Origin of the sequence: Paraburkholderia edwinii, assembly GCF_019428685.1 — a bacterium.
GTDB lineage: Bacteria > Pseudomonadota > Gammaproteobacteria > Burkholderiales > Burkholderiaceae > Paraburkholderia > Paraburkholderia edwinii.
This window is the reverse complement of the sequence record NZ_CP080095.1, coordinates 411,873-434,814: the sequence shown is the minus strand read 5'-3', so window position 1 is coordinate 434,814 and position 22,942 is coordinate 411,873. Positions and strand designations below refer to the sequence as shown.

The following is a 22,942-nucleotide window of genomic DNA, read 5'->3' as shown; positions in this document are numbered from 1 at the left end:
ATTAACGACCGCAACCAAGCCTGATAAAGCAGCAAACGCGCTTATCGATTCAGCGAACCTCCCCCTCAACACGTCGCAAAATTTCCCCGCCGCCGTCGCCACGCCGAGACACGCATCCGTGTTAACATCCGGGCTCCCATGCGAGCGGCAACATCGGCAAAAAACGCATCACACGCCACGCCGCCACTCGCAGCAGCCAGTACCCAGGCCGGCCAGCCAGTCGCCGGCCTCGCCTTAGCAAAATCCACCCACTGACGATGTCCGCAGGCCTTAACTCCGCGCAAAGCGAAGCGGTGCGCTATCTCGACGGTCCCTGTCTCGTGCTCGCCGGCGCGGGCAGCGGCAAGACGCGCGTCATCACGCAAAAAATCGCGCACCTGATCGAAGCGAAGGGCTTCGAGCCGCGCCATATCGCGGCCGTCACCTTCACGAACAAGGCCGCCGCGGAAATGCGCGAGCGCGTCGGCAAGCTGCTTGAAGGCAAGACGCTGACCACACCCGGCAAGGAAGGCCGCAAGGTGCCGGTCAATCAGTTGACCGTCTGCACGTTCCACTCGCTCGGCGTGCAGATCCTGCGTCAGGAGGCGGAGCACGTCGGCCTCAAGCCGCAGTTCTCGATCATGGATGCGGACGACTGCTTCGCGATGATCCAGGAGCAGGTCGGCTCGACCGACAAGGGCTTTATCCGCAAGATCCAGTCGATCATTTCGCTGTGGAAAAACGGGCTGATCATGCCCGAGCAGGCGATGGCGATCGCCGCGAACGAGGACGAGCATCAGGCGGCGATCGTCTACCGCAACTACGTCGCGACGCTGCACGCGTATCAGGCTGTCGACTTCGACGATCTGATCCGTCTGCCCGCCGAACTCTTCGCGCAGAACGAACCGGTGCGCGATCGCTGGCAGAACAAGCTGCGCTATCTGCTGATCGACGAGTACCAGGACACCAACGCGTGCCAGTACGAATTGCTGAAGCTGCTGGCCGGCCCGCGCGCCGCGTTCACCGCGGTCGGTGACGACGATCAGGCGATCTACGGCTGGCGCGGCGCGACGCTCGAAAATCTCGCCCAACTCGGCAAGGATTTCCCGAAGCTGCATCTGGTCAAGCTCGAGCAAAACTACCGTTCGACGGTGCGCATTCTGACCGCCGCGAACAATGTGATCGCGAACAACCCGAAGCTGTTCGAAAAGAAGCTGTGGTCCGAACACGGCATGGGCGATTCGATCACCGTCACGCCGTGCAACGACGAGGAGCACGAGGCCGAGTCCGTCGTGTTCCGGCTGTCCGCGCACAAGTTCGAGCGCCGCGCCCAGTTTCGCGACTACGCGATCCTGTATCGCGGCAATTTTCAGGCGCGCATTTTTGAACAGGTGCTTCGGCGCGAGCGGATTCCGTATGTTCTGTCGGGCGGGCAATCGTTTTTCGATCGCGCCGAGATCAAGGATATTTGCGCGTACTTGCGGCTGATCGCGAATGCCGACGACGATCCCGCGTTCATCCGCGCGATCACCACGCCGCGGCGCGGGGTCGGCAACACGACGCTCGAGGCGCTTGGCTCGTTTGCGGGGCAGGCGAAGGTGTCGCTGTTCGAAGCGGTGTATATGGGCGGCATCGAGGCGCGGCTGTCAGCACGGCAAGTCGAGCCGCTGCGCATGTTCTGCGATTTCATCCAGCGCCTGACCGAGCGCGCGGACAAGGATCCCGCCACCACCGTACTCGATGACATGATGGAGGCGATCCACTACGAGGCGTATCTGTACGACGCGTTCGACGAACGGCAAGCGCAGTCGAAATGGCAGAACGTGCTCGAGTTTCTCGAGTGGTTAAAGCGCAAGGGCACGAAACCCGAGCCTGAAGTGACCGACGACGGCGACGCCACCGGCTTCGACAACGCCGACGGTCTCGCGGATACCGGCAAGAACCTGCTCGGCCTGATTCAGACGGTCGCGCTGATGTCGATGCTCGAAGGCAAGGAAGAAGACCCGGACGCGGTCCGGTTGTCGACGGTGCATGCGTCGAAGGGGCTCGAGTATCCGCACGTGTTTCTCGTCGGTGTCGAGGAAGGGATCATGCCGCACCGCGGCGGCAGCGACGACGATACGCCCGTCGACGATTCGCGCATCGAGGAAGAACGCCGGCTGATGTACGTCGCGATTACGCGCGCGCAACGCAGTTTGCATCTGAACTGGTGCAAGAAGCGCAAGCGGGCGCGGGAGACGATTGTGTGCGAGCCGTCGCGGTTTATTCCGGAGATGGGACTCGACGAAGCACCGCCGCCGACTGAAGACGAAGCGCCGATGACGCCGAAGGATAGATTGGCGAGTTTGAAGGCGTTGTTGCAGAAGGGGTGAGCGCGGGGGCGAGGTCGATCTACCCGACACATATCGCTATCCGGTCCAACTGTTCGCAAATATGCTGTACGCAAGCGCAGTGGCCATTACGCTACCGTCAATGCTGAAGCACGTCTACGCGCGAATCGCGCGCGTAGTCTTCTTGCCAGATAGAGGAGCGGACATGGGATGCGTACAGTCGAGAGCCACCGTTGAACAGGCGCGGGAACTGGAAGATCTGACGAGCCCGTCATCCCCCGTGCGCGCGCCTTCGCGCCCGCCCAGCAGCACTTCCCTACGCGAAGGCGACACGTATCGGACGCTTGGCATGTTGAAGATAGGCGGATACGACGCCGATCAGATCGCAGCCGCGGGTCCCATTCCCGTACCGTATCTGGATGCAGCGGCACGCGCCCAGTACGAAGTATTCGTATCGCAAGGGATGCTGTGTCAGAAAGACGGATCGGGTGCGTTACAGCCCATGGATACACAAGGCCAAACCTACATGTACGTCATGGACGGCAGGGGAACACTCTATGCCGGTGATGACATGGATCTGCAACACCATTCGTCCTTTTTGTCTGGAGCGCCTGTTGCCGCGGCGGGGGCGATCCGGGTTGCGTCAGGGCAACTCAACTATCTGACGGATCAAAGCGGTCACTATGCGCCTTCGACAGACCACACCGCACAGGTGCTTCAAAAACTACGATCGCTCGGGGTCGATTTGTCGCAAGTCCAGACCGACTACCGGGGGATGAGCAGACAGCAGTGGGCGGCCAGAGGGACAACATTCGATCGCTACTACCCTGTAGAGGGGGTGAGGACCAAGCCATACTGATGCGCGCGGGCGGCGCGCGGTCCAACAAATAATCCCTGCAAGGCCTGGATGCACCTTCGCAGGGATTTTTGTTTTCAAAACGCAGTGATGTTGCTCGCCTGTGAGGCGTGCTGCCGGTTTGATGGCGCTTACTTAGCCGCGTTGAGCATGTAGTCGACGGCCGCTTTGACATCCGCGTCGGAGGCATTCGAGCCGCCCTTCGGCGGCATCGCGCCTTTGCCGTGCAATGCGTAGTTGTAGATCTGGTCGATCGGGTCTTTCAGGCGCGTCGCCCATGCGGCCTTATCGCCGAACTTCGGCGCGTTCAGCACGCCGGCGGCGTGGCACGCCTGGCAGACTTGCTGATACAGCGCCTTGCCCGCCTGCGATGCATCCGCGCTTTGCTGTGCACCGCCCGCGCCGGGCGCGGCGCTTTGCGGGACGCTCGCGAGGGCGGCGACTGCAGCGGCGGCCTGTGCGGCGCCTTGATCCGCAGCACCGGCCGCTGCGGCTGGTGCACCGGAGGCTGCGGCACCCGCTGCGGCGGCGGCCGGCGCACCGGGCGCGGGCTTCGGCGGATCTTCGAAGTGAGCGCCGGCGTTGTTGGCCATATAGGCGACGGCGAGGCCGATTTCGTAGTCGCTGTAGTCGTCGGGGCTGGTGCCGCCGCGCGGGGGCATGGCGCCCTTGCCGGTCAGCGCGGTGTGCCAGAGCGTATCGAAGCCTTGAGAGATACGCGGGGCCCAGTCGGCGGTATTGGTGAATTTGGGGGCGCCGGCGGCGCCGGACGCGTGACAGGCCGAGCAGACGGCCTTGTAGACCTCTTCGCCGGACTTGTAGGTGCGGGGCGCGTTCGCGTCGCGGATATCGACTTGCGCGAGGGGGGCGATGCGCTTGGCCACTTCCGCGTCGGACAGGCCGTCGGTACCGGCGCCGGTGCGGGTCGAACTGTCGACGTAATGAGCGAGCAGGACGATGACGACAATGGGGATGGCAAAGCTGGCGATGATTGCGGCAATCAGCTGCCCGGGGGTTTTAATCGGGGCTCCGTGTGGTGCTTCGCTCATGCTTGTCTCGTCTCCCGTGAATTGTGAGCGGTACAGCGCGACGGCAACGACTGTTATTGTTAATCAGACCACGGTCGATTATAAGCGGAAGGTTTCGGCGCGGGCGAGCGTGGGGCGGGGGTGTTCAGCAGGCGTTTACCCGCAGTTCGGGTTGGTTTTTGCTCGGTTGATGGGCGGATTTGGGGTGGGTTGGCGGTGAGTTCGATGCAGCAGGAATAGGCGCCGCGCGGCCGCCGCGGTGGACGGGTCATGCGAAACAAGGTATGCTTTCGGACTTGCCTGGCGCTGGTTTTGTTTAGTTTTTGCGGTTTTTGTTGTTTGTGTTAACGCCAGCGCTTGCGCAGTTTGCAGTTTCCCTCCCGATACGCGCCCGTAGCTCAATGGATAGAGTACTGCCCTCCGAAGGCAGGGGTTGCTGGTTCGATCCCAGCCGGGCGCGCCACTTGGCTTCCCTCTAAATTCCTCCGAAATTCTGAAAAGCCCGGTCAAATAAGGCGTCGGGTGCGCCACTGTCTCGCTTCACTATCGCCACGCTACTTCAACGCGCGGTCATCTGATTTGTACGGATGTTCGCTGCTATGCAACGACAGATTGAATGTTTCCTTGCAGCAGATGCAAGTTGAACACATCGGAGATCAACCATTCGTCGACGGGTTTTCTTCGTGCATCGCATTTGGAGCGCGTAGCAATCTCAGATCATGTACCTGCGCCGGCCTCCTGCATCACAACTCTGAACATGCAACGCACAGCCGCTACGCAGAAGCGCATTGCTGCCGTACAGGTTGGTACCAAGATACAACGACACCAGAATCGGGATGAGTGTCACCAAAGCTGGGGCGAAAACGATCAATTTCGGGCGGTAGTGCGCTCACGCATGGGACTTCGACCGTATCGACCCAGCTGTGACAACGCGCTCGCGAAGCCCTTTGCGGTCCCGACTTTCGAAAACTGATAGAGCTCTTGAATGCCTTGTGCCGATGAAAGTTGCAGCTCTTCATATTGCGCAATCGGAATCTGGCGATTGCTTTTGAACCGACGATCCGGCGTGCCGTTCTTGTTGACGAAACGCCACGTGTGGCCGACGACATGAGAATCACCAGGGACACTATCCGACTCGATGAATCTTGTCAGTCTCGCCGCGACGTCCAAAGACTCGTATGTACAAACGGCCACCCGGTTCCCGCTGGCGACAAAGATGCGATCAGGATAAAAGTAAAAAGAATTGGAGCCGGCCGCCAACCACGGTACATCGATGTTGCATTTGACGTGTTTGACTCCGCCAGTACCTAGCGATGCAGTCTTGCGCCTCAGTGTTTCCGCTGCACCAGCGTTATATCGACCGTCCAGAACTCGCCCACTTGCCAAAATTCGCCACGAAGCACGGCAGGTGCGCAATTCTTCGAAGGCACTCAGAACCTGTTCATAAGTCTGAACTGCTCTATCGTCAAAATCGTAGAAGAGCACAGTGCTTCGGCGTGCCTCGTCCCACATGTACAGCCAGAAGCAGGCGATAGCGCCGACCACCGACATAACTGCCAACACGCCTACCAACACGGGATTGGGGCCGCCGTCAGCTTGTAGCACTTTCAGCCAAAGTGCAGCAAGAAGTAAGAGGGGCCAATACCAAACAGCGAATTTGCGCCGCTTGCTATTGATTTCCTCAACTAGATCGGCTGAGTCAGTATCTGAGAGCCGCCGGATGTCTGCGGACTGAATGACTTCGAGTGGCGCGACTGTAGTACTTCCGCTCGGGATGAATCGCTGGCCCTGACGAGGCTCCGCGTCTTCGGACATCCGTGGAGTTGGACGAGGAATCGACGCTGAGCGAGGATTTCGCGCGCTGAGTGATGTGCGGTAGGTGAAGCCACCGCCAGACATTGATATGTAGTTGCCGCGCGGCCCAGTGCCAATCCTGAACCCCGGCGCACCTACGGAAACCCCGACGCCAGAACTTGAGAGATTGAAGCGGAAAGGGCCCGCTTTGACCGACTTCCTGAATGACAGCCCCATTATATTGCTCTATGGTTGATCGATTTTTTGGCAGAGTATCTCATGCTGGAGGGCGATAATACCTTCCTTGCAGCGAATTTAAAGTGCATTTACAGTCGACCGCTCAACTACCAACTTTAAAATGGCTGATTATGAGATTGGCATATTTGTGGGTAGCGCTTATTGTAGCGTTTTGAATTCTTTCCAAGCTTTCAACGAAGCCATGCTTGATTATGAGAAGCCTCGCTGGTTGAAGGACTTGCTGCGCTTTCTGCCTTTGAAAAGCCAGTTTGTCCTGTCCGGAAATGTCCATGACTTGCAGGCCTGCGAGGTCGCGCCGCGGGTTATCACAGCGCAGTCGCTCGTGAGCACGCTCGCCGATAGCCTGGGGGAAGCTGGCTATGCCGAATTGGTAGTCTGGAATCCCGTATCTGGCTTTACCGTTCCAGAAAGCCGCGTGGCCCCTGTCGAGCGGGGCGACGAGACGTTACAACGTCTAGGCCTGACGCCGGTTGGGAATGCAGCACCTGGTGGGATCGATGCACTGACAGTTTGTCTTGAACGCCTGACCGCGCTAGCCGGACCGCCGATAGCGCTCGTCGTGGATTTTGCCTCACGACTTGCTGTTCGGTCGGAGTCTCTGAGCACAGCAGAACACAATCTCTTTACACGAGCGCTAGTGCTCGCACATATGGCCAGTCCTCGCCCGGCAGGCGAACAACGACGGCCTTTCTTCAACACTGTGATCTGGATTGTCGACAAGGAAGGCGACCTGCCCGACTGGCTGCTGATCGGCAATCCACGAATCAGGCATGTGCCAGTATCCAAGCCTGACAGCGCTTCCAGGCGCGCGCTTTCACGAGCTCTTTTGCGTGGCGTGCCAGGTTCGCAGGAAGCTTCGGCAGCTACCCTGGATGAGGCCGAGTCTGCATTCGTCGACGGAAGCGAAGGCCTCCTGCTTGCTGATATGAATGCGATCGCTACCCTCGCCCGCGTCGAAAACGTTCCCATCGAAAAAATCTCCGACGCCGTGAGGCGTTACAAGGTCGGCGTGACGGAAGACCCATGGCTTCGTATTGACCGCGAGAAGATCCGCAACGCAGAGCCCACTATCCACAAACGAGTAAAAGGACAAACTCATGCGGTGACGCACATGCTTGACCTGGTCAAGCGCGCAATGACAGGCGTCGGATCACAACGCAAGGGCAACCGACCGCGCGGCGTCGCATTTCTCGCTGGACCGACTGGCGTGGGGAAAACCGAACTCGCGAAAACCCTCACCAGCCTCCTTTTCGGCGACGAGAGTGCCTATATTCGATTCGACATGTCCGAATTCAGTTCTGAGCATTCCGACCAGCGGCTCATCGGCGCGCCACCTGGCTACGTTGGTTATGACGTCGGTGGCGAGTTGACGAATGCGATTCGGGAGCGGCCATTTAGCGTTGTGCTCTTCGACGAAATCGAGAAAGCGCACCCGCGGATTCTCGACAAATTCCTCCAGATTCTCGACGACGGCGTGCTGACCTCCGGTCGCGGTGACAGGGTGTACTTCTCCGAGGCGTTGATCGTTTTCACCTCCAACCTGGGAATCTTCCGCGAGGATGAACTTGGACAACGTGTGCCCAACGTGCTGCCCAGCGATTCCTTCGAGAATATGGGGGAAAAGGTGCTTGACGAGATTCAGAGGCATTTCAAGCTGGTGCTTAACCGGCCCGAGATTCTCAACCGGATTGGAGAGAACATTATCGTTTTTGATTTCATCCGGAACGACGTCGCGGAGGAGATTTTTGACCAGATGGTCCGCGTCGTACTCGATGACATTGCCTCGCAAGGAATGTCCGTCGAACTCGACGAGCCATCGAGGGCTGCGCTTCAGCAACGGTGCCTGAGTGATCTCTCGAATGGGGGCCGGGGAATCCGGAACCAGCTTGAAGCGCATTTGATCAATCCGCTCGCTCGCGGTATGTTCGACCAAGACGCAAAGAGTGGTGACCGCTTCTTGGTTACTGACATTGCAAGCGGCGAGCTGCAATTGCGCAAGCGCTAAGGTCATGTATATCCGCCTGTCGCGCTTGCACTTCCCAGTCACGTCCTTGGGACCGGGGAAACGTATCGGCATATGGTTTCAGGGCTGCAGCATTCGTTGCCCTGGGTGCATTTCGGCCGATACGTGGGCCACGACCGGAGGAGAATCAACGCTGGAGCGGGTGCTGGAGCAAGTTCGCACATGGCTGCCGCACGCAGACGGTTTCACCATTTCGGGTGGCGAGCCATTCGACCAGCCAGATGTTCTCGTCGCGCTTGTTCGCGCGCTGCACGAGATGTCCACCGGGGATATTCTCGCTTACAGCGGCCACCCGATCGAGGCACTTGCAGGCACCCTCGCAAAAGTAAATGGCGCGATTGATGCGCTCATTACCGACCCGTTTGAAATCGACACGTCACATAACCGCCCGCTTCGCGGTAGCGATAACCAGCGGCTGCATTTGCTCACCGATCGCGGCCGGGCGATTTATTCGCAATATGAGCGCGACCTGAACGAGAGCGACAAGTCGCTGGACGTCATGTTTGATGAGGACGGCAGCATCTGGTTCGCGGGAATACCGAACCGGAACGACTTTCAGCGTTTAAGAGACCTATTGACGGATCAGGGCCATCGAGTCCAGATCAGCGCTGATAAAGCGCGAAACCGATAAGACAGGAAATGTCAGCAATGATGCGTTTTTGCCCGAACTGCAAGACCGAGCGGTCTGTAGAGGAATGGTTCTGTGCAGGAACCGTCGTCAACGCCAAATGCGGCTGGGATTTGTCCAGCCTGCCAATTCGGGCGGCCGGGTGGCGACCCCAGGAAATCGTCACCACAGAAAGACTGAACAACGACGATGCCGAGCGCCCGGCTCAGGTCCGCCCTCAACTTCAGTGCACAAACGGGCACCCGATGAATGACGGCGATCTGATATGCCTCGAGTGCGGGGCCGATCCTACCACTTCGGCAAATGCGCAAGGCCACAGCAGCAGTTCGGACGGGGCCGGTGGCGACACGACAACGTTGCCTGAAACGACTGAAACTCAAATCGACGGCTGGCGCCTTGTGCGGCAAATCTCCAGCACTGACGGCGTACGAGAACGCTACGTTGCGCAGCATTGCGACACCAACAGACAGGCGATATTGACGCTCTATCGCGACGGAGCCGAGCCAGACACTTCCGTCTACGATGTTGTCCGCCGTCTTCCGCGCGAACATGTCCCTGAGATCATCGCGACAGGTCGCTGGAACACGCGCGCGTATGAAGTTGCAGAAGAGCTCAGCGGTGGAACACTTGCCGATGTGGGCATCGCCGTGCGGGACCTTGCGGCCATTCGTCACGTCGTTGACGAACTTGGGCAGGCAATCAATTCCCTCTCCGAAGCCGGTTTGCGGCATCGCGACCTGCGGCCAGGTACGTTGCTAGTGCGCAGCCGAGAGCCTCTCGATCTTGTGATTAGCGGCTTCGGGTCGGCACGATTGTCCGAATTCGACCTCGACATCGTCTCACCGCTTGAAACGACGCGGTACATGGCACCTGAAGCAATCGCCGGTGGCGTTGCAGCCGCGTCCGATTGGTGGAGCCTCGGCATGATTTTGCTCGAGCAGCTTACCGAGGGCAAATGCTTCGAGGGAATCAATCCACGCGCTTTTCTGATTCACGTACTGGCAAACGGCGTCACGATACCGGACGACCTTGACTCGTCGCTTCACCTTCTTCTGCGTGGCCTGCTGGCGCGCGACCGACATCAGCGCTGGCAATGGGCACAGGTCAAGGCGTGGCTCGATGGCAAACACGTCGATGCGCCATCTGCTGTGACCTCCGAGACTGATGCAGCGGAAGGCGCAAGCATCTCACTCGGCTCGCGGCAATATCACAAGCCCACCGTGTTTGCTCTCGCGGCAGCAGAACGTGAGAATTGGGATGAGGCCCGCGACCACCTCAATCGCGGCGTGATGGTTACCTGGGCTGAACAAGCTGACGTTCCGGCGAAGCAACTCGCCGGCCTGCGCCAAGCGGTGCGACTTGATGGCGTCGATGAGGACTGCCGCCTGATGATTGCACTGAAACTGTTGAATCCGGAGATGCCACTTATCCTGCGTGGCGAAATCGTCACGCCGGGCTGGCTGCTTCGAAACCCCCTTGAGGGCTATGACCTCGTAATGGGTGCGGTGCCCTGGTTTCTTGAGCGGTTGCAGACAGAGACGTGGCTTTCGCGCCTTCAACGCCGCGCCGAGGAAGTCAGAACGCGTGCACACAATCACGCCATCGAGCTTGATGAAGACATGGTACGCGTTGCAGTGCTCTCCACTTCACGAGCACAACTCGCGGCGCAATGGGAAGAGCGACGTCTCCTTTTGCCCGACTCGACTCATTCGGGCTTGCTCTCGCTCGCAGGACGCCGGGTTGTCAGCGAAGAAGACCTTATTGTTCTCCTGAGCGCAAAGATTTCGCAGTTCCGCTCTGTCGACGAGATTCTCAATCAGGCCACCGACGTTGCCGAGCGCGAACAGATCTTCGCTTTTGACCGGGAAGCCGCTCGAGCCGAGCTCACGCTTGCACGCTCCGAGCTCTTCCGCAAGGTTGATGACCGCATCGCGGGCTTCGCCAGAACCGGCAATAATTCGATTGACGATTGGGCCGAGCATTTCCGCCTAGAGCGCCGCCTGCCGTTGCACGAGGTGCTTGTTCTGCTCTCGGTGCCGGCTGAGCAGTGGCTAGAGCCACAGAAGCAGCAGTACGTCGCGCAAATTCTAGAGTTCTTCGAAAAGAAGGTGGCCACGACCGTGTTACGCGGGCCTCTGGTGCGAATGACTATCGGCAAGACAACCGGCCGGGTTGATGTTCATGAGCTGAATGGCGAGCGTTACTCGAGTTCCGCGTTGCTTGAGCATTTGCTTCAACGCAACGCCCAATCGGTCTCAGTAGATCCGGCTGTTTTCGGGGCGAACGTGACGCTGGAGAACCGGCTGAATTCGCTCTATCGTCAAACGTCTCTGCACAAACGGGATACCGGCATTGACGGTCTGTATCTCGGCTTCCCATTCCTACATTACAAGGACGGTCGAAGCAGCTCTCGCCCGCGCATTGCGCCCGTTCTACTCTGGCCGGTCAAGCTGCTTATGGAGCTTGGGGCTCGTGGTCAGGTTGCACTGGCATTCGACGGGGAACGCGAGGAAGTCCGCTTGAATCCAGCGCTGGAAGGTCTGCTCGGGCGAGACTCGGTCAAGGCATGGCGAGCGGCGGCGGACGACGTGCTCGGACGCTCCGCTCTCAAGATAGCCGACGTGATCGATGCTTTTGGGTTACTGGCAAACGGCGATCGCCGCCAGCTCAGCGCCCTGCCTTCTCCGTCGGCCGATGTGCCAGTTGGCGAGCTTCGCCTTGCGTGCTCGGGCGTCTTCTTCCACGTGGACTTCGCTGGCCAGGCCATCGGTGAAGATCTGCGCCAATTGAAGGTTTTGTCACCGTCGGGAACCGCACTTGAATCGATGCTCCGACTCAAGGACAAATCTGCATATGAGACTCCCGAAGAATCCGCAACCGAAATCGAACGTTTCCTGACTGTCTCCAGTGACCCGTCGCAGGAATCTGCTGTCTGGCAGGCCCGACAAGGTCCGGGCCTTCTCATCGAAGGGCCGCCCGGAACCGGCAAAAGCCAGACCATCGTTAACATGGTCGCGGACGCCATTGGGCGCGGCAAAACCCTGCTGATCGTCTGCCAGAAGCATGCGGCACTGGAGGTGGTCCACAAACGCCTTGTCGCGGAAGGGCTCGGCGACCGCATCGTCATGGTCAATGATGTGAACAAGGACCGCGAACCGACAATCAGGGCAATTCGCGAACAGCTTGATGCCATCGTTCGGGGTTCGTCGTTTGACAATAACTGGACTCGCCAACGCGAGCGCATGGCCGCGAGGATTGAAACACTGGAGGGCGAGCTCGACCGTCAACATCAAGCGCTTCACCGCGTGGACGAGTCAACGGGCCTGAGCTATCGAGCCCTGCTCGGCGAATTGATCCAGCTTGAGGCTGGCTCTGTACCTGTTAGCGTTCCGCAACTCCGGGCAAAGCTAGCCGGACTGGACATTTCCGCGTTGACGACACTCGAGGAGCAGTGCGCCCCGCTCGCGCGCTACTGGCTTCCGGCCAGATTCGAAGGCAGCGCACTGGCCCACCTTAAATCGTTCGCAACCGATCCCGCGACAATCGAAGAATTCACTGACGTCTTCGCGAGCTTCCGTGAGGCAGAGCAGTTGCGTGTCGATACCCTCGCAGCCCATCCTGCCCGGTTCGATGTCGATGACCCAGCGCCGTATCGGGCTTGGCTAGATGCTAACGCGGGGCGCCTGGTAAGCCTCGACGAGATGCAGCGCAAGCGTCTTGCCCAATGGCTGCCGCTGTTCCGACCTGCCGACAAAACCGACGCACCGGGCCATCAGCATTACATCGCGCTCAAACAGCTTCATCACGACTTGCTTGCCATCGACGGCGGTGCTTACGACGAGACACTATCGCAAGCGCTGGCCTTGCTGGCCGCATCGGATCTCAACGACATCAAAACGCGCGCAGCGCTGGCAACCAGAGAGCCGACGTTCCTCAATCGCCTCAATCCCTCGACTTATATCAGACGCAGCGGGTTGAACAAGTATCTTGCAAGCTGCGGTGCGCCGACGACGAACGATTCAATGCGAGCGTTGCTGGCAGCGGCGCGCCTCGAACAGCAATGGCGGCCGAAGCGAGAGGCGTTGAACGCCACTAGCCGATCGTTGCATCTGGATACCGTGGAACCGGCGTGCGGGCCGACTCTCGGGGAGGAATGCCTGACCCGCCTGCGTCGACTGGAAGAAATACGCGAGCTCGCGCAGCATCTTGCAGTCGCGCCGCGTGGAGATGAATTCGACTCCGCAGTGATGACGGGGGACCGGGCGCCGGTGAAACAACTGCTCGATGGGTTTGAGACAGCGTTTATTCGTTACAACGCTCGTCAGCACAGTCTCCATGCATTGAGCCGACTTGAAGAATGGGTTTCGCCTGAACTTGCTGATGCGTGTCGCTGCGCCATTGTGGAGAACCTCAGCTACCAAGCACCGTTAAACCGCATCAACGATGCACTGCCGACGCTCGCCGCATATCAGCAGTTCCGGACGCGGTCGAAACACGTCAATACACACGCCCTTGAAGTCTTCGCTGTCATGCGAACCCACGAGGCAGCGATCGCAAATATTCCACCCGAAGACCTCGATTGGGAGGTGCGCCGCCTTATTAATCGCGAGGCCCGACTAGGCTGGAAGCGTCGCTTCGAGCATGACAGCCCGGAACTCCTCCTCGATCAGACTGAGACCGCTGCAAAGGTCGAAGCGTTGGCAAGCGCCGACGAGGAAATGCGCCGCCTCAATCGCGAAGTGCTACGCAATGGGATCGACCGTAGCAAGCTTGGCTCCGTGCGCGAATGGGAAGATGTGACACGCCTGAGCGGTCGTCGCTCCCGGCGATTGCGCGAGTTTATTGAACTTGGAGCAGGCCTTGGATTGATGTCGCTGCGTCCAGTCTGGATGATGAACCCAGACGTTGCAAGCCGGGTGTTGCCGCTTAAGTCGAATCTGTTCGACTCAGTGGTCTACGATGAGGCGTCGCAGATGCCGGTTGAGTACGCCATCCCAACGCTCTTCCGTGGCTGTGTTTCTGTCGTAAGCGGTGATGAAAAGCAGATGCCGCCCGCCAACTTCTTTTCAGGGCGCATGGACAGCGACGAAACCGAAATCTACGACGGCGAGCAGCCTGACGAAGATGCTACCGAGGAAGACCGAGAACTCTTTGAGGATACTTGGAACCGTAGGGAGATCAAGGATTGTCCCGACCTCCTCCAGTTGGCACGCACATCGCTGCCCGTCACCACGCTACAGATCCACTATCGCTCCGCGTACCGCGAACTGATTGGCTACTCGAACGCCGCGTTCTACGACAACGAACTCAGCGTGCCGGTGCGACATCCTGAGGCAACGATTCGCGGAGTCAAGCCACTTGACCTAATTCCGGTGAATGGTATCTATGAACGCCAGACGAATTCCGATGAAGCAGACCGCGTAGTCGAGTACCTCGCGGAACTTTGGAAGCAGCCTTATGACCAACGCCCGTCCGTCGGCGTCGTTACGTTCAATCTCAAACAGGCCAACCTCATCGAGGAACGACTGGAGCTACGTGCCGAAGAGGACGAAGAATTCCGCAACGCGTATCGCGAAGAAAGTGATCGCTGCGACGGCGGCGAAGACATGGGCGTTTTCGTCAAGAACGTAGAAAACGTCCAGGGCGATGAGCGCGACATCATCGTCTTTTCGACCACGTTCGGCCGCAATAGCCAAGGGGCGTTCAAGCGTTTCTTCGGGGTGCTCGGCCAAAAGGGGGGCGAGCGACGTTTGAACGTCGCCGTAACGCGTGCCAGACAGAAGGTCGTACTGGTTACATCGATGCCCATTCGCGATGTCTCGGACATGCTGAACACCAAGCGCAAACCGGCTATCCCGCGCGACTACCTCCAGGGGTATCTGGAATACGCGCGCGCTATGTCGAATGGAGAATTTCTTGGTGGCCGGGCACTTCTTGGTCGGATGAGCAGCGAACGCGCTCATGCGAAACTACATGAAGTCGGCGAGGTAGACGGCTTTTCAACGGATGTCCTCGAGTTTCTTCGTGGCCTTGGCCTGTCGCCTGTCAATGCTCAGGAAGGCGATGCGTTCGGAATTGACTTTGCCATCGCTGCCCCGGAAACCGGCTTGTACGCCATAGGCATCGAGTGTGACGCCCCGCGCCACCATTTGCTGCAACGGGCACGAGCACGCGAAATCTGGCGACCGTCCGTCCTGCGACGAGCCATTTCGACCCTGCATCGGGTTTCATCACAAGCTTGGTATCACGACCCTGAGGCGGAAAAGGCTCGTCTGAAGGCGGCGATTGACGCCGCCCTGAAAATAGAGGTAGCGGCATGAGCGGGCCAAAGGTTGTTCGCATCGTCACACGCGAAGAGGTGCTCGCAATCTGCGAAGCGCATCTCCAACGGCTCGACCAAGCGATTGCCGCCTGGACAGCATCGGGGCAGCGAGTCAGAGAGCTTTCCGCTGAGGAGATCGCTGCTACTCACGAGCGTCGAAGAGCACTTGCGGCCTTAATTGCAAAGGACGCGTTCATGGAACTGCAGAAGAAGGTTCCAGACGAGATTGCTTTCCTGAAGGCGGACGCGATCCGCCGACAAGACGTTGCGGTCGAGAAGGCGGAACAAGTGGTGAAGCGTCGGAGGCAGGGACGCGACAGCGCCGCGACACTATTGAACGCGCTCAAGTCAAAAAGCATTGTGCCGCCACAAGACCTAGCGTCAAAGCTCGATCTTATCGCGTCAGGCGTGGAGGTCGCCGATGCGGATGCTCTACTCGCTCGCGGATTCAGCCTTCTCGTACCTGGTACGTCGCGGGCAATCAGCGAGGCCCAGAAAAATCTGGCGAACCGGTTGTTGGGTAGCGATACGCCTCAAGATTTTGGCGAGTGGAAGGCTATTAACACATCGCGTGCGAACGAACTCCTTTTCGACCGGGTCGACCGCCAGGTTGCCGAAGCACAGGTGTTCCTCGAAGAGTCCGACGTCGCCACGTTTGCGGCCAGACTACGCGCAATTGAAACGGGGGCGAACGAACACAGCCGTAACCTCTTGCTCGACAGTTTGTTACTTGACCTCGCGAGTGCGGTGCAAGCGTCCCGCATACACCGCTCGGCAATCGACGAACTGCAAGAGCTCGCGGCGGAGATCAACGCAGACGCGTCGACCGAGGCCAAGGCCCTACTTGACCGAAGCCAGCAATGCGGTCCTGCAACGACGTTGCAGGAGATTGCTCGGCTTACGGATGAATGCAGGAACTTCATCATGCAGGAGCAGCAGCGCAAAGCCGCGCAAGCACGACGCGACGCAATCCTGCAGGGTCTAGCCCGCCTCGGTTACGAAGTCAACGATGGAATGGAAACAGCATGGGCCCGCGATGGTCGCGTCGTCGTTAAAAACCCAGCAGTGCCAGGTTACGGCGTCGAGGTCGGTGGACAAGCTCAAACCAGTCGGCTCCAGGTCCGAGCAGTAGCCCTAACCGGCAATCGCGATGTCACGCGCGACAAAGACGTCGAAACACTATGGTGCGGCGATTTCGGTAAGCTTCAGGAACTGCTCGTAGCAGAAGGCGATAGCTTGTTTATTGAGCGCGCATTGCGTGTCGGCGAGGTGCCCTTCAAGGTCGTCGACGATACGCAAACTGAGTCCGTATCAACTCACAAACACCGGTCGCTATGATGACACGCCGGCGCCTCCGCAGTAACACGATGGGCGCAGCACTGTCCTAGCCCGCTTTCCTCAGGGCCGCGAACTCGCTTTGCCCCGAGACAGGCCTGGCAATGAGACGAAAAGCTCGCGGCCGGTGGCGTTTGAAGCGGCTCGAATCTGGCAACAGAGTCTATCGGTTCTTCGACGGCGATCGAAAAAACGCCGATGACAAGTAGTGGCATCGGCGTTTTTGCGGACAACTCTGCCCGGAATCATTTCAGAGGCAACGACAACAGGTTGTCGGTCTTGCGGTTGTCCGCGACCGTCTGCAGGTACTTGATGCGCCCGTTGCTATGGACGTGCACCCAAGCCCATAGCTGGAGCGCTACGCAGCGACAAGTCCAGTTGCGTCGAGGACCAGAGCGGTCCTCGACGTTGATAGATCAAGCCGGCGTAATCACCAACTTCCCCTTCTGCACTTCCACGCGAACCTTGCCGGAAATCTCAAACCCCGCGTCCTCCAGCCAGCGCCCCGACAGACGAATCCAGGGCGCAGGCGGATAATCCGCCGGGGTGTTCTTCCAAAACGGCCATCCCTTAGGCCGATAAAACGGCTGGCGTAGCTTCGACACGGTCAAGTAGCGAACCGAATTGCCGTCCTCTGTTTTATGATTGCGCTTAGCCATGGTCAACTCCCTATAAGTTGGTTGTGGTTAGCGGGTCGTTTGGGTTGCCGCCCATGCGGCCCGCGCTTCTTCTCCTTCCTGCCCTCTCTCTTTTGCGAAGTTCGTCCGTTGCGGGACTACGTTCGAGTTACTTACCGATCCAATCAATTTTCCCGGATAGTTTTGGACAATGCAAACTAGCTACCGAAGATACAAAAGATCCTAAGGTTCTCCGCAAGACGTGAGAATAGCTAAGACAACATCCATCGAAGACCCATGTTCGAGGCCGCGATCTATGATTCGTCGCACTAGCTTTCTAGTTGCACTCACAGCTGTACCAATCTTCGCGTCCGCGAAGACTATTTACTCTGGCGAGTTCGACTATCATTCTTTCAAGCCGGCGGAAGCGTATTTTGCCGGCCGAAGCGCATCGGAAGTAGCGCGCATGTGTGAGACAGGCGAACACGCGAGTAATGAAGATCTGGCTCAGTGTTCACATCTGAAGTTCGAGCAAGTGCGCCACGAACTTAGCCGAAATTTGCAGGCGGCGAGATCGGAAATCGAGCGCAACGACAAGTCGCTTAAGGCGGAAGGCGAGCCCTTAGCGTTACCGTATTTTGTGAAATCACAAAACGATTGGATGCAGTATCGGGACAGTGAGTGTTATACCGAAACGTACATGATGGGTGAGGCCGCCGAACGCTACATATTCTTTTGGGAATGCATGACAAGCATTACGAAAAATCGCGTGAGGGAAGTACAAGAGCTTTTGAAGAACTAAAAACCCCCTCATACGCGTGATGCCTGATCGACGCCAATCGGTTGCGGAACCTTCATCGATCGCACCAAAGCTCAGCGCAACACCTTCGGCGATCTCCTGGATCGCTACGCTAGAGAGACCTCGCCGCTCAAAAAGGGAGGATCCGATGAAACAGTACGAATCTGAAAAATCTGCCGCGACACGACGATAGCCGCGTCTTTCCTATTACTGCCGAGACAGTGAAACGGGTGTTCATCCGCGCATGCAAACGCGCAGAAATAGAAAATTTGCATTTTCATGATCTGAGGCATGAGGCTTGTACCCGTATCGCTGAGCGTTCACGGAATCTTGAACAGTGCGGCGGATTCCCTGATCGCAATTGCCGCTCTCAGGCCAAGCGTTCGGGCAACTCGCCATTTTCTCTGCATCGCAATGCAGCAGGCTTGCGACATACCGTTGCAAATGCCAGTCAGCGATTCGATAGCCGTCAAGAAAAGTTGGTTAGCGAGAGCGGCACTGCGACGAATCCCGGAGCATTCCTCCGGAGTCAGCGGCACGTTGCAGATCGCATGTAACTCGATTTTTTTGATCGACCGTGAAAGTATGGCCGCGGCCATATCGATTTGGTCCGATGTCCCACGCAGAATGGCATCCGATCCGTGCGGCACTGTTTTCTGATCCTGAATGAACGCTCTTGCCGCTGCAGCCATGCCGTGAAGAGGAAAGACAGCATGCAGTGTCAGCAAGGCCGACGCGGACATTCTATAGCGCCAGTGAGTGCCATACTTCCCCATCTTCGTCGTGTCTTGCATCAACGCTTCGATCGAAACAACGCGGTTTTTCGGAACGTACACATTCCGGAGAGCAATCTTCGGATCCGGGAATTTCTCAAACCCGAACGTATCCTGCCCGCTGACCAGCATGAGGTCCGAAATGGGAATAAGCGCGACAAGCGATTTTTCCTTGCCTTTTGCATCGCGGACGCTGGGTAAAAACAAGATGCTCAATTGGGCACGCCAATTCCAGACGACGGGCTTCCACACGCCTTCCTCTATCACTACGCCGTCTGTGTGCTGTATTGCCTGCGCAGTCTCCGGATACAGAGCCATCGATACGACGGCATATCGGTCCTCGCCGGGGATCTCGCTGCCGATCGCGTCGGGAAAACACTTCAGCGCTATCCAGGCAGCTGCATTGCACCATCCGACGGCCCAGGCTGTATTGCCGTTGCACTGCCCGAGTGCGACCATCTTTTCCTTGTAGGCCTCGAGCGACAACGGTGTGCCGCGCTGCTTTCCCGGAAGAAGCATGTCGAATAAATCCGCGTCGAGCAGATCCATCGTGTCTCCAGACAGCTCTATCGATGGCGTGCCTTCATCGTCGTACTCTGAACGATACCGCGCGGCAGGTTCGGTCTTACTTGTTTTGTCGGTCATGGGTTCGCATGAAGTTAGCCGCGTTACGCGTGCCGCGTTCAGAAACACTCTCTGGCTAATGCACGAAGGGCTGCTGTCGGTCAATACCAGCCTGCCATATACAATCTGGTACTTTGATTTAATGGGCCGTGGCCGCTTCCACTATCGCTGGGATCCGTTGGAAGCCTGTCGAAGAGCGTTCGCTTTTAATACAAAGTCGGCCACTGAGCGTGACTCCATCTTCTTCATCGCTCGGCTCCGATGAATCTTCACGGTCATCTCGCTGAGGGCCATCTCAGCGGCAATCTGTTTGTTCAACAAGCCCGCCGCGACAAGTTCCATGACCCGTCGTTCGCGCGGTGTCAAGGTTTCGAAGCAACGCTGAACATTTGCGATGGATCGCTCCTTGCAACGTCTTTTCTTATCCTGTGCGAGTGCCTCGACGACAGCATCGAGCATGTCCTGGTCGCGAAACGGTTTTTCAAGGAAGTGGCTCGCACCCGATCTCATCGCGCGAACCGACATGGCGACGTCCGCATAGGCGGTCATGAATATGACCGGTATATGAATGCACTGGGCCATCATTTGCTCTCGCACGCTGAAGCCACTCTGCCCTTGCAGACGGACGTCGAGGATCACGCACGCCGCGACGTCAGGTCGCTTGTCTGAGAAAAAATCGTGAGCGCGGGAAAAGGTTCGGACGTCCAAACCAGCTGAGTGCAGCAACGCAGTCACTGCATCGTGCATCCGTACGTCGTCATCGATCACGTAGACAATCCCATCAAAGTCGATGACGGGATACTCGTTGAATCGCGCGTCTTTCATTTGCTCTCTCCCAAAACTACCGCTTCGCGATTGCGCATGCATGCCCGTTGTTGATCAACGTCAAATGACTGCTTAGCGCCCGGATCTTTAGTCAGGACCATGGATAAAAAAATAAACCTAAAATTCTTTAGGAAAATTTAATTATCCTTAAGACATGTCAATGGCAGACACCTAAGCAAAGCAAAGTATCGAGAAATAGCGTATGACGATCGCGCCGGAAAGCTCCGGACGTGCCGACTGCTCGCCCCACTCTTTACAGTATCGAATTCGATCGTTGTTTTCGATGCATAGGCCAGGGAGCCAGGAACTTGCGCCGGCCGGAGACTTCTTTCTTTGAGATGTCGTTGTGCACATGACGGGAAAGCGAATTTTTTCTATCCTGGATGCTTGTGGAGCACGGCAACGCCAAGCCGTCAGCCGTTCAAGGCGTCTCGCCAAATCTGGTTGGTTGTGGAGAACAAAAACGTATACGTATTAATCAAATACACCCGTTTCGAGTACGTGCAGCGCACTTATCCTTAATGTCCACCTCAGTGCGGTGAGATTGCGCATGCCCGACATGCGTCGCGGTTTTGCCGATATTTGTTGGTTCTGGTACGAGCGCCAATCATCTCGGCGCGAAGACGCGCCGAAACGATCAAACGCTCCGTCAACCCGCGACAGTCCGTGGCCGTGCTCATCCTTCCATTCACTACTGCCGGCCATCTCCGGAAAAGCGGCTCAAGCAGTGGAAGGTCTTCGAACCGGGTCAAGCTTGGACACGCATAACCCAGGTGAACGATAGGGCCGGCAAAATGCTTGGTGCGACCTCAATCGTCGATGAGTTGGCCCAGCAGCAGGGAAAGATCGAGTTCCGCGTCGCGGGTCTGAAAGCCAGCCTTTATCGCGGCCTGGATGCGTTTCTGTACAGCGGGCTCGCGTACGCCTTCGCCAAACAGATCCGAGTCGCGGCGAAAGTCCTCGATCGGCGCGAGCGCAATCGAATTAACGCGGTGTTTGATGGCAACATGGCCTGCGCTGGGAAACCGGCTGATGCGATGTGCAATTGATCTGACGAATTCGTCCAGTTCTTCAGCGGGCAAAGCGCGATTGATCCAGCCGTAGCGTTCGGCAAGCTCAGCGGGGTAGTCGTCGGCGCTCAGCATGACCTCAAGCGCGCGCGCCCGCCCCATGAGGCGCACGAGGTGCTGTGCACCGCCACCGCCCGGTACCACGCCGAATGCCGGCTCCATCTGGGCGAAGATTGCCGTCTCCTTTGCGGCGAAGCACATGTCGCATGCGAGTACGAATTCGCTGCCCGCCCCCCGCACGCGGCCTTCGACCTGCGCGATGCTGATTAGCCGGCTTGCACTCAGGTAGCGAAACAGAACCGCAATGGAGGCCTCTCCGGTCAGTTTCGCCGCCTCGTCCCGATACGCTTTGATGCGGCCAACATCGACGTGGGCAATGAAGAAGTCCGGGTCTGCGCTCTGAAACACGATCACGCGAACCGATTCATCGGCCTCCGCCTGGGAAATGAAAGAAACGAGGTCCCGAACCAGTTCGGGACCGAGAAGATTCATCGGCTGAGCCGTGATGCTTGCGAACAGGACAGGGCCTTCGCGGTGCACCGCGAGGGTGGCGAAATTCATGGATGCCTCGGCAAGAAGGGGATGAACCTAGGGGAGGCATGTCTTCCCGCCCCAGCTCGATGGCAGATGCGCCACACATGCAACAGAATTTAGTCCACTACAAATTTGTCGAATAGACTGTAAATTTGAGAGGCGTCCTTCCACAGGAGAAAGGCTTGGACCGGTTCGAGGCAATGACGATTTTGGTGGCGGCCGTCGACCGGGGCAGTCTGTCCGCGGCGAGCCGCCAGCTCGGCATCCCACTGGCGACCGTCAGCCGCCGGATATCGGAACTAGAAAAACACCTGGGGATTCGGCTGCTTCTGCGCGGCAACCGTCGGCTCGTGCTTACAGACGCTGGCCAGTCTTATGTCGCTTCATGCCGTAGCATTATGGAAGACGTCGCGGAGGTCGAGCGCAAAGCCGCGGGCGAATATCTCGCGCCTAGGGGCGAACTGGTGATTAGCGTGCCCCTGGTGATGGGGCGCATTCACGGCCTACCTGTCATCGCCGAATTTATACGTGCTTATTCCGACATTCGCGTACGGGTGCAATTGACCGACAGGAAAGTGAATCTCATCGAGGAGCACGTCGACGTGGCCCTTCGTACTGGAGAGCTGCCTGACAGCGGCATGATTGCCATAAGAGTCGGACTGATCCGACAGGTGCTCTGTGCGAGCCCCAGCTATCTGGCAAACCGGAGCACGCCAATCGAACCCGCGGATCTGGCGTTGTTTGACTGCGTGGGATATGAAGACGTGACGCCTGGCACAAGCTGGGAATTCAGGAACCGTGACGGCCTGCAAACCGTTTCCGTGACATGGCGGCTCATGGTCAATTCAATTGAAGGAGCGGTCGCCGCCGCAGAGCAGGGTGCAGGCATCGCGCGCGTGTTGTCGTATCAGATCGATCAACAGATGAAGTCCGGGTCGCTTGTGACACTCCTTGAAGAGTATGAATTGCCCAAGACGCCCGTCAGTTTGATCTATCCGAGCCAAAAACAAGTGCCGCTCAAGTTGAGGGCGTTTCTTGATTTTGCGAGCCCGCGGTTGAGGCAGCGACTCGAAGGCTGAGCGGTCTCGACCGGAATACTGATCGAAGTTCGGGATTGGACCAAGTTGCCCGTCGCTTTGCTTAAGCA

At 58.1% G+C, this 22,942-nt stretch carries 15 protein-coding genes, 1 tRNA gene and 2 pseudogenes; 10 read left to right on the top strand and 8 right to left on the bottom strand.

Annotation, left to right across the window (positions count from 1 at the left end; genetic code table 11):
- Nucleotides 1-257: 257 nt before the first annotated feature.
- Both KZJ38_RS01830 and KZJ38_RS01825 read left to right on the top strand, forming a co-directional pair.
- Nucleotides 258-2,351, top strand: coding sequence for a UvrD-helicase domain-containing protein (locus KZJ38_RS01830; protein ID WP_219798526.1), 2,094 nt, complete (start codon nt 258-260; stop codon nt 2,349-2,351).
- A gap of 307 nt (nt 2,352-2,658) precedes the next feature.
- Entirely contained in the window at nt 2,659-3,168 is a 510-nt protein-coding gene (locus KZJ38_RS01825; RefSeq protein ID WP_219798525.1) for a hypothetical protein, read from the top strand.
- A gap of 128 nt (nt 3,169-3,296) precedes the next feature.
- Here the strand turns inward: KZJ38_RS01825 and KZJ38_RS01820 are convergent, their stop codons facing one another.
- Entirely contained in the window at nt 3,297-4,214 is a 918-nt protein-coding gene (locus tag KZJ38_RS01820; RefSeq protein WP_219798524.1) for a c-type cytochrome, read from the bottom strand.
- A 366-nt stretch (nt 4,215-4,580) separates the two neighbouring features.
- Here KZJ38_RS01820 and KZJ38_RS01815 point away from each other — a divergent pair.
- Nucleotides 4,581-4,656, top strand: a tRNA-Arg gene (locus KZJ38_RS01815).
- A gap of 404 nt (nt 4,657-5,060) precedes the next feature.
- Here the strand turns inward: KZJ38_RS01815 and KZJ38_RS01810 are convergent.
- Nucleotides 5,061-6,008, bottom strand: a complete 948-nt coding sequence (locus KZJ38_RS01810; RefSeq protein ID WP_246641612.1) for a hypothetical protein — start codon at nt 6,006-6,008, stop codon at nt 5,061-5,063.
- A gap of 117 nt (nt 6,009-6,125) precedes the next feature.
- Nucleotides 6,126-6,224: pseudogene (locus KZJ38_RS37065) on the bottom strand (DUF4236 domain-containing protein); the annotation flags it as partial.
- Between the two features lie 202 nt (nt 6,225-6,426).
- Between KZJ38_RS37065 and KZJ38_RS01805 the strand changes: the two are divergent.
- The 4 genes from KZJ38_RS01805 to KZJ38_RS01790 are packed head-to-tail and all read left to right on the top strand — an operon-like array spanning nt 6,427 to nt 16,556.
- On the top strand, nt 6,427-8,250 hold the full coding sequence (locus KZJ38_RS01805; protein ID WP_219800069.1) for an AAA family ATPase: 1,824 nt from the start codon (nt 6,427-6,429) through the stop codon (nt 8,248-8,250).
- A 4-nt stretch (nt 8,251-8,254) separates the two neighbouring features.
- Complete coding sequence (locus KZJ38_RS01800; RefSeq protein ID WP_219798522.1) at nt 8,255-8,899, top strand: 4Fe-4S single cluster domain-containing protein; 645 nt, start codon at nt 8,255-8,257, stop codon at nt 8,897-8,899.
- 17 nt (nt 8,900-8,916) lie between these two features.
- Nucleotides 8,917-15,216, top strand: coding sequence for an AAA domain-containing protein (locus KZJ38_RS01795; protein ID WP_219800068.1), 6,300 nt, complete (start codon nt 8,917-8,919; stop codon nt 15,214-15,216).
- Entirely contained in the window at nt 15,213-16,556 is a 1,344-nt protein-coding gene (locus KZJ38_RS01790; RefSeq protein ID WP_219798521.1) for a hypothetical protein, read from the top strand. Before KZJ38_RS01795 ends, KZJ38_RS01790 begins: the two co-directional genes overlap by 4 nt.
- Nucleotides 16,557-16,798: 242 nt before the next feature.
- Here the strand turns inward: KZJ38_RS01790 and KZJ38_RS36345 are convergent, their stop codons facing one another.
- Together KZJ38_RS36345 and KZJ38_RS01780 are read right to left on the bottom strand one after the other, a co-directional pair.
- Nucleotides 16,799-16,891, bottom strand: a complete 93-nt coding sequence (locus tag KZJ38_RS36345) for a DUF3892 domain-containing protein (protein ID WP_246641609.1) — start codon at nt 16,889-16,891, stop codon at nt 16,799-16,801.
- 78 nt (nt 16,892-16,969) lie between these two features.
- Nucleotides 16,970-17,212, bottom strand: a complete 243-nt coding sequence (locus KZJ38_RS01780; RefSeq protein ID WP_219798512.1) for a SymE family type I addiction module toxin — start codon at nt 17,210-17,212, stop codon at nt 16,970-16,972.
- 274 nt (nt 17,213-17,486) lie between these two features.
- On the opposite strand from KZJ38_RS01780, the gene KZJ38_RS01775 reads away from it, so the two are divergent.
- Both KZJ38_RS01775 and KZJ38_RS36975 read left to right on the top strand, forming a co-directional pair.
- Nucleotides 17,487-17,972 (top strand): lysozyme inhibitor LprI family protein, encoded by a 486-nt coding sequence (locus tag KZJ38_RS01775; RefSeq protein ID WP_219798520.1) that lies wholly within the window; start codon nt 17,487-17,489, stop codon nt 17,970-17,972.
- Nucleotides 17,973-18,190: 218 nt separating this feature from the next.
- Nucleotides 18,191-18,241 (top strand): annotated as a pseudogene (locus KZJ38_RS36975) (hypothetical protein); the annotation flags it as partial.
- A gap of 48 nt (nt 18,242-18,289) precedes the next feature.
- Here the strand turns inward: KZJ38_RS36975 and KZJ38_RS36335 are convergent.
- The 3 genes from KZJ38_RS36335 to KZJ38_RS01760 all read right to left on the bottom strand — a co-directional run bounded on the left by KZJ38_RS36335 (nt 18,290) and on the right by KZJ38_RS01760 (nt 21,822).
- Nucleotides 18,290-19,387, bottom strand: a complete 1,098-nt coding sequence (locus KZJ38_RS36335; RefSeq protein ID WP_246641826.1) for an acyl-CoA dehydrogenase family protein — start codon at nt 19,385-19,387, stop codon at nt 18,290-18,292.
- Between the two features lie 141 nt (nt 19,388-19,528).
- Nucleotides 19,529-20,191, bottom strand: a complete 663-nt coding sequence (locus tag KZJ38_RS01765) for a response regulator transcription factor (RefSeq protein ID WP_219798519.1) — start codon at nt 20,189-20,191, stop codon at nt 19,529-19,531.
- A gap of 809 nt (nt 20,192-21,000) precedes the next feature.
- Complete coding sequence (locus tag KZJ38_RS01760; RefSeq protein WP_219798518.1) at nt 21,001-21,822, bottom strand: enoyl-CoA hydratase/isomerase family protein; 822 nt, start codon at nt 21,820-21,822, stop codon at nt 21,001-21,003.
- Between the two features lie 155 nt (nt 21,823-21,977).
- Between KZJ38_RS01760 and KZJ38_RS01755 the strand changes: the two genes are divergently transcribed.
- Nucleotides 21,978-22,874: a LysR family transcriptional regulator gene (locus tag KZJ38_RS01755; protein WP_246641608.1), complete on the top strand. Its 897-nt coding sequence runs from the start codon at nt 21,978-21,980 to the stop codon at nt 22,872-22,874.
- The last annotated feature ends 68 nt before the right edge of the window (nt 22,875-22,942 follow it).

Bases quoted from the DNA above. Each gene is read 5' to 3' on its own strand.
- KZJ38_RS01805 (WP_219800069.1), top strand. From the start codon at position 6,427: ATGCTTGATTATGAGAAGCCTCGCTGGTTGAAGGACTTGCTGCGCTTT.
- KZJ38_RS36335 (WP_246641826.1), bottom strand. From the start codon at position 19,387: ATGACCGACAAAACAAGTAAGACCGAACCTGCCGCGCGGTATCGTTCA.
- KZJ38_RS01820 (WP_219798524.1), bottom strand. From the start codon at position 4,214: ATGAGCGAAGCACCACACGGAGCCCCGATTAAAACCCCCGGGCAGCTG.
- KZJ38_RS01775 (WP_219798520.1), top strand. From the start codon at position 17,487: ATGATTCGTCGCACTAGCTTTCTAGTTGCACTCACAGCTGTACCAATC.
- KZJ38_RS01800 (WP_219798522.1), top strand. From the start codon at position 8,255: ATGTATATCCGCCTGTCGCGCTTGCACTTCCCAGTCACGTCCTTGGGA.
- KZJ38_RS01795 (WP_219800068.1), top strand. From the start codon at position 8,917: ATGATGCGTTTTTGCCCGAACTGCAAGACCGAGCGGTCTGTAGAGGAA.
- KZJ38_RS01760 (WP_219798518.1), bottom strand. From the start codon at position 21,822: ATGAATTTCGCCACCCTCGCGGTGCACCGCGAAGGCCCTGTCCTGTTC.
- KZJ38_RS01825 (WP_219798525.1), top strand. From the start codon at position 2,659: ATGTTGAAGATAGGCGGATACGACGCCGATCAGATCGCAGCCGCGGGT.
- KZJ38_RS01780 (WP_219798512.1), bottom strand. From the start codon at position 17,212: ATGGCTAAGCGCAATCATAAAACAGAGGACGGCAATTCGGTTCGCTAC.
- KZJ38_RS01830 (WP_219798526.1), top strand. From the start codon at position 258: ATGTCCGCAGGCCTTAACTCCGCGCAAAGCGAAGCGGTGCGCTATCTC.
- KZJ38_RS01810 (WP_246641612.1), bottom strand. From the start codon at position 6,008: ATGTCCGAAGACGCGGAGCCTCGTCAGGGCCAGCGATTCATCCCGAGC.
- KZJ38_RS01790 (WP_219798521.1), top strand. From the start codon at position 15,213: ATGAGCGGGCCAAAGGTTGTTCGCATCGTCACACGCGAAGAGGTGCTC.
- KZJ38_RS01765 (WP_219798519.1), bottom strand. From the start codon at position 20,191: ATGAAAGACGCGCGATTCAACGAGTATCCCGTCATCGACTTTGATGGG.